Origin of the sequence: Streptomyces sp. ISL-66, assembly GCF_018614135.1 — a bacterium.
GTDB lineage: Bacteria > Actinomycetota > Actinomycetes > Streptomycetales > Streptomycetaceae > Streptomyces.
In genome coordinates, this window is the sequence record NZ_JAGGOW010000001.1 from 133,095 (window position 1) to 139,178 (window position 6,084).

The window sequence follows — 6,084 nt, forward strand, 5'->3', positions numbered from 1 at the left end:
GCGACGTCGTACGGGACGGTCGAGGAGGACCTGCGGTGAGCGAGAAGAGCCCGAAGCTGCGCGCCGAGCTGGACGGCATTCCCACCTACAAGCCCGGGAAGCCCGCCGCGGCGGGCGGACCCGTGGCGTTCAAGCTGTCCTCGAACGAGAACCCGTACCCGCCCCTGCCTGGGGTGCTGGAGAGTGCGGTCGCCGCGGCCGGCCACTTCAACCGCTACCCCGACATGGCGTGCACGGGTCTGGTGAACGAGCTCGCCGACCGCTTCGGGGTGCCGGTGGAGCACATCGCCACGGGCACCGGATCGGTCGGGGTCGCGCAGTCGCTGATCCAGTCGACGGCGGGTCCCGGCGACGAGGTCATCTACGCCTGGCGCTCCTTTGAGGCTTACCCGATCATCACCCAAATTTCGGGTGCGACCTCCGTCAAGGTGCCGCTGACCGACGGGGACGTGCACGACCTGGACGCGATGTTCGAGGCGATCACCGAACGGACCCGGCTGATCTTCGTCTGCAACCCCAACAACCCCACCGGCACGGCCGTACGGCGCGCCGAGCTGGAGCGGTTCCTGGACCGGGTGCCCTCCGACATCCTGATCGTCCTCGACGAGGCGTACAAGGAGTTCGTCCGCGACGTCGAGGTGCCGGACGGCCTCGAGCTCTACCGCAGCCGCCCGAACGTCGCCGTGCTGCGTACGTTCTCCAAGGCGTACGGGCTCGCGGGCCTGCGCGTGGGCTTCGCGGTGGCACACGAGCCGGTGGCGGCGGCGCTGCGCAAGACGGCGGTGCCCTTCGGCGTCAGCCAGCTCGCCCAGGACGCGGCGGTCGCCTCGCTGCGGGCCGAGGACGAGCTGATGGGCCGCGTCGGCGCGCTGGTCGGGGAGCGGGCGCGGGTCTACGGCACGCTGCTGGCCCAGGGCTGGACGGTGGTGCCCGAGACGCAGGCCAACTTCGTGTGGATGCGGCTCGGGGAGCGGACCGCCGACTTCGCGGCGGCCTGCGAGAAGGCCGGCGTGGTGGTCCGGCCCTTCGCGGGTGAGGGCCTGCGGGTCACGATCGGCGAGCCGGAGGCGAACGACCTCTTCCTGCACACGGCCGAGGCGTTCTTCAAGGAGTTCTAGACGGGGCTTCAAGGAGTTCCAGGCGGGGCTTCCCCGGAGGCTGCCGCAGCCCCCTCCTGAGGGGGCTGCGGCTAGGCCAGTTCCACGCGGATGGGGTCGCCGTCGCGGACGGTGGCGAGCAGACGGGGGTCGCCGTCGAACGAGCCGAGCACGTTGCACGGGCTCGCCAGGCGGCTCTCGCCCCCGCGGGAGATCGGAGTGGGGCCGTAGGGCAGCGCGAGCGCGTCGCCCTCGGTCCAGAAGGCGACCGTGCCGGGCTCGACGACCTGCCGGGCGTCGTGCTCGAGCGCCACGCGGACGCCGGTGTCGAAGTAGACCTCCTCGCCCCAGGTGTTCGCGGAGGCGGAAACGGGGAGCGCCGCGGCGAGGGCCTCGGCGGTCGGCGTCTCGTCGAGGGTCGCGGTGAGGTGGCCGGCGGGCCAGAGGATTCGAATCTTCATGCCGTTAATTCAACAATCTGTTGAACCCTTCCCGCTAGGGGTACCCCCCCTGAAAGATCCGGACATCGGTACGACATAATGCTTGTGAATGTGAACGCGTTCACAAGCGCGTCCGCTTTCTCCCGTATTGGACGGGACGCAACAGGCAAAGTGCGGCTGTGGACACGGCGACACGAAGGAGACGACGACGTGGAGCTAGCTCTGGCGCCAGAGACGCTGGCGCGATGGCAGTTCGGTATTACCACCGTCTACCACTTCCTCTTCGTGCCCTTGACGATCTCGCTGGCCGCGCTCGTCGCGGTCCTGCAGACCGCCTGGGTGCGTTCGGAGAAGGAGAAGTACCTCAAGGCCACGAAGTTCTGGGGCAAGCTCTTCTTGATCAACATCGCGATGGGTGTCGTCACCGGCATCGTCCAGGAGTTCCAGTTCGGCATGAACTGGTCCGACTACTCGCGGTTCGTCGGTGACATCTTCGGAGCCCCGCTGGCCTTCGAGGCGCTGATCGCCTTCTTCTTCGAGTCCACCTTCATCGGCCTGTGGATCTTCGGCTGGGACAAGCTGCCGAAGAGGATCCACCTGGCCTGCATCTGGATGGTCTCCCTCGGCACCATCCTCTCCGCGTACTTCATCCTCGCGGCGAACTCCTGGATGCAGCACCCGGTCGGCTACCGGATGAACGAGGAGCGCGGCCGGGCCGAGCTCACGGACTTCTGGCTGGTGCTCACCCAGAACACCGCGCTGACCCAGTTCTTCCACACCATGACGGCGGCCTTCCTGGTCGGCGGCGCGTTCATGGTCGGCATCGCGGCCTTCCACCTCGCCCGCAAGAAGCACGTCCCCGTCATGCGGACCTCGCTGCGGCTCGGCCTGGTCGTCATGATCATCGCCGGACTGGGCACCGCCATCAGCGGGGACCTGCTCGGCAAGGTGATGTTCAAGCAGCAGCCGATGAAGATGGCCGCTGCCGAGGCACTGTGGGACGGCGAGGCGCCCGCGCCGTTCTCCGTCTTCGCGTACGGCGATGTCGAGAGGGGCCACAACAAGGTCGCCATCGAGATCCCGGGACTGCTGTCCTTCCTGGCCAACGACGACTTCACCTCGTTCGTCCCGGGCATCAACGACGTGAACAAGGCCGAGCAGGAGAAGTTCGGGCCCGGTGACTACCGGCCGAACATCCCCGTCGCCTACTGGGGCTTCCGCTGGATGATCGGCTTCGGCATGGCCTCCCTCGGCGTCGGAATGCTGGGGCTCTGGCTGACCCGCAAGAAGTTCATGCTGCCGCCGGGGCTGCGCACCGGCGAGAACGAGGTCCCGCACCTGGTCCTCTTCAAGAAGGCGCTGAGCCCCAAGTTCACCCACTGGTACTGGATCGTCGCGCTCTGGACGATGGGCTTCCCGCTGATCGCCAACTCCTGGGGCTGGATCTTCACGGAGATGGGCCGCCAGCCCTGGGTGGTCTACGGAGTCCTGCGGACCCGTGACGCGGTCTCGCCGAGCGTCTCCCAGGGCGAGGTGCTCACCTCGATGATCGGCTTCACGCTCCTCTACGCCGTGCTCGCGGTCATCGAGGTCAAGCTGCTCGTGAAGTACGTCAAGGCCGGCCCGCCGGAACTCACGGAGGCCGACCTCAACCCGCCCACCAAGATCGGCGGGGACGACATGCACCCCGACCGGCCGATGGCCTTCTCGTACTGAGGCTGGGGAGACCACACCATGCAACTCCACGACGTCTGGTTCGTGCTCATCGCCGTCCTGTGGACCGGCTACTTCTTCCTGGAGGGCTTCGACTTCGGAGTCGGCGTACTGACCAAGCTGCTGGCCCGCGACCGCAAGGAGAAGCGGGTCCTGATCAACACGATCGGTCCCGTCTGGGACGGCAACGAGGTCTGGCTGCTCACGGCGGGCGGCGCGACGTTCGCGGCCTTCCCCGAGTGGTACGCCACCCTCTTCTCCGGCTTCTACCTGCCGCTGCTGATCATCCTGGTGTGCCTCATCGTCCGGGGCGTCGCCTTCGAGTACCGCCACAAGCGGCCCGAGGACAAGTGGCAGACCAACTGGGAACACGCGATCTTCTGGACCTCGCTGATCCCCGCGTTCCTGTGGGGCGTGGCGTTCGCCAACATCGTGCGCGGCGTGAAGATCGACCAGCACAAGGAGTACGTCGGCACCTTCTTCGACCTGCTCAACGTCTACTCGATCCTCGGAGGGCTCGTCACCCTCACCCTGTTCACCTTCCACGGCGCGGTCTTCACCTCGCTCAAGACGGTCGGTGACATCCGGGACCGCTCGCGGAAGCTGGCCGTGCGGCTGGGGGCGGTGACCGCCGTCCTGGCACTCGCCTTCCTGATCTGGACCCAGTTCTCGCGCGGCGACGGCTGGAGCCTGATCGCGATGGCCGTGGCGGTCCTGGCACTGGTCGGGGCCCTCGGGTGCACCCTCGTCGGCCGGGAGGGCTGGGCGTTTGCCCTGTCGGGGGTCACCATCGCGGCCACCGTCGCGATGCTCTTCCTGACGCTGTTCCCGAACGTCATGCCGTCCTCGCTCGACAGCGCCTGGAACCTCACGGTCACCAACGCCTCGTCCAGCCCGTACACCCTGAAGATCATGACCTGGTGCGCGGCGGTGGCGACTCCGGTCGTCCTGCTCTACCAGGCGTGGACGTACTGGGTGTTCCGCAAGCGCATCGGCACCCAGCACATCGCCGACGCGCACTGAGTCCGATCCGGCCGCCCGGTCCGCTCCTCTGGGGTTCCGTCCGCTCCGGTCCCGTCCGCTCCGTCCGATCCCGCCTGGGGGATGTTTCACGTGAAACCGATCGACCCGCGCCTGCTCTGGTACGCCCGTTCCACCCGCCTCTTCCTGGGGGCTGTGGTGGCACTCGGGCTCGCCGGGGCGGGGCTGGTCGTCGGGCAGGCGATGCTGATCGCCGAGATCGTGGTCGGCGCCTTCGAGGACGGACTGGACGGGCAGGCGCTCCGGACGCCCCTGCTGCTGCTCGCGGCGGTGGCCCTCGGCCGGGGCCTGGCGGCATGGCTCACGGAACTGGCGGCGCACCGGGCGAGCGCGGCGGTCAAGTCGGAGCTGCGCGGCCGGCTGCTGGAGAAGGCCGCCGACCTGGGGCCCGGCTGGCTGAGCGGGCAGCGGACGGGGACCTTGGTGGCCCTGGCCACGCGGGGTGTGGACGCACTCGACGACTACTTCTCGCGGTACCTGCCCCAGCTGGGCCTCGCGATCGTCGTTCCCGTGGCGGTGCTCGCCCGGATCGTCACCGAGGACTGGGTGTCTGCGGCGATCATCGTGGTCACACTGCCGCTGATCCCGGTCTTCATGATCCTGATCGGCATGGCCACCCAGTCCAGGATGGACCGCCAGTGGCGGCTGCTGTCCCGGCTGTCCGGGCACTTCCTGGACGTGGTGGCGGGCCTGGCGACCCTCAAGGTCTTCGGCCGCGCGAAGGCCCAGGCGGAGTCCATCCGCAAAATCACCGATGACTACCGGCAGGCCACGATGCGCACGCTGCGCATCGCGTTCCTGTCTTCGTTCGCGCTCGAACTCCTGGCGACCCTGTCGGTGGCACTGGTCGCGGTGACCATCGGCATGCGGCTCGTGCACGGCGAACTGGACCTGTACACGGGGCTGGTCATCCTCGTCCTGGCGCCCGAGGCGTACCTGCCGCTGCGTCAGGTGGGGGCGCAGTACCACGCGGCGGCGGAGGGCCTGGCCGCCGCGGAAGAGATCTTCGACGTGCTGGAGACCCCGGCTCCCGCGGCGGGCGGGACGGCCGCCGTACCCGGCTCGGGGCTGCGGATCGCACTCGACGGGGTGGCGGTCCGGTACGGGGGCCGGGACGAGGACTCCCCCGGACCGGTATCGCTGACCGTCGCACCGGGCGAATGCGTGGCCCTCACCGGGCCGAGCGGAGCGGGCAAGTCGACGCTGCTGCAGGTGCTGCTGGGGTTCGTGGAGCCGAGCGCCGGACGGGTGCGGGTCGCGGGCGTGGACCTGGCGGAGCTGTCCCGGGCGCAGTGGCGGGAGCGGATCGCGTGGGTGCCGCAACGACCCCACCTGTTCGCCGGAACGATCGCGGAGAACGTCCGGCTGGCGCGGGCGGACGCCCCGGACGAGGCCGTCGACGAGGCTTTGCGGGACGCCGGAGCCTGGGAGTTCGTACGGGCCCTGCCGCGGGGTGCGCGGACGGTGCTCGGCGAGGGCGGGGTCGGTCTGTCCGCCGGACAGCGGCAGCGGCTGGCGCTGGCGCGCGCGTTCCTCGCGGACCGGCCGGTGCTGCTGCTGGACGAACCGACCGCCGCACTGGACGGGGAGACCGAGGCCGCCGTCGTGGAGGCCGTACGGAGGCTCGCGGTCGGACGGACCGTACTGCTGGTGGTGCACCGGCCGGCGCTGCTGGCGCTGGCCGACCGGGTCGTGCGGGTCGGGGCCGGTCCGGTGGGGAGCTCCCCCGCCCGGCCCCTGCCCACCGCCGCAAGCGCGGCCCCGCAGGCGGCGGCTTCGCCACGGCCCGGCTC

The 6,084-nt window shown here is 69.5% G+C and carries 5 protein-coding genes; 4 read left to right on the forward strand and 1 reads right to left on the reverse strand.

Going from position 1 to position 6,084, the window contains the following annotated elements:
• The first annotated feature begins 35 nt into the window (after positions 1-35).
• Positions 36-1,118 (forward strand): histidinol-phosphate transaminase, encoded by a 1,083-nt coding sequence (gene hisC / locus J7E97_RS00615; protein ID WP_215021269.1) that lies wholly within the window; start codon positions 36-38, stop codon positions 1,116-1,118.
• Between the two features lie 71 nt (positions 1,119-1,189).
• On the opposite strand, the gene J7E97_RS00620 is transcribed toward hisC, so the two are convergent.
• Entirely contained in the window at positions 1,190-1,558 is a 369-nt protein-coding gene (locus J7E97_RS00620; protein ID WP_215021270.1) for a cyclophilin-like fold protein, read from the reverse strand.
• 189 nt (positions 1,559-1,747) lie between these two features.
• Between J7E97_RS00620 and J7E97_RS00625 the strand changes: the two genes are divergently transcribed.
• From J7E97_RS00625 to cydD, 3 genes are all read left to right on the forward strand, one after another.
• Positions 1,748-3,253, forward strand: a complete 1,506-nt coding sequence (locus tag J7E97_RS00625) for a cytochrome ubiquinol oxidase subunit I (RefSeq protein ID WP_215021271.1) — start codon at positions 1,748-1,750, stop codon at positions 3,251-3,253.
• Positions 3,254-3,271: 18 nt separating this feature from the next.
• Entirely contained in the window at positions 3,272-4,273 is a 1,002-nt protein-coding gene (gene cydB / locus J7E97_RS00630; protein ID WP_215021272.1) for a cytochrome d ubiquinol oxidase subunit II, read from the forward strand.
• Between the two features lie 90 nt (positions 4,274-4,363).
• On the forward strand, positions 4,364-6,084 hold a 1,721-nt coding region (cydD, locus tag J7E97_RS00635), incomplete at its 3' end, for a thiol reductant ABC exporter subunit CydD (protein WP_308346121.1).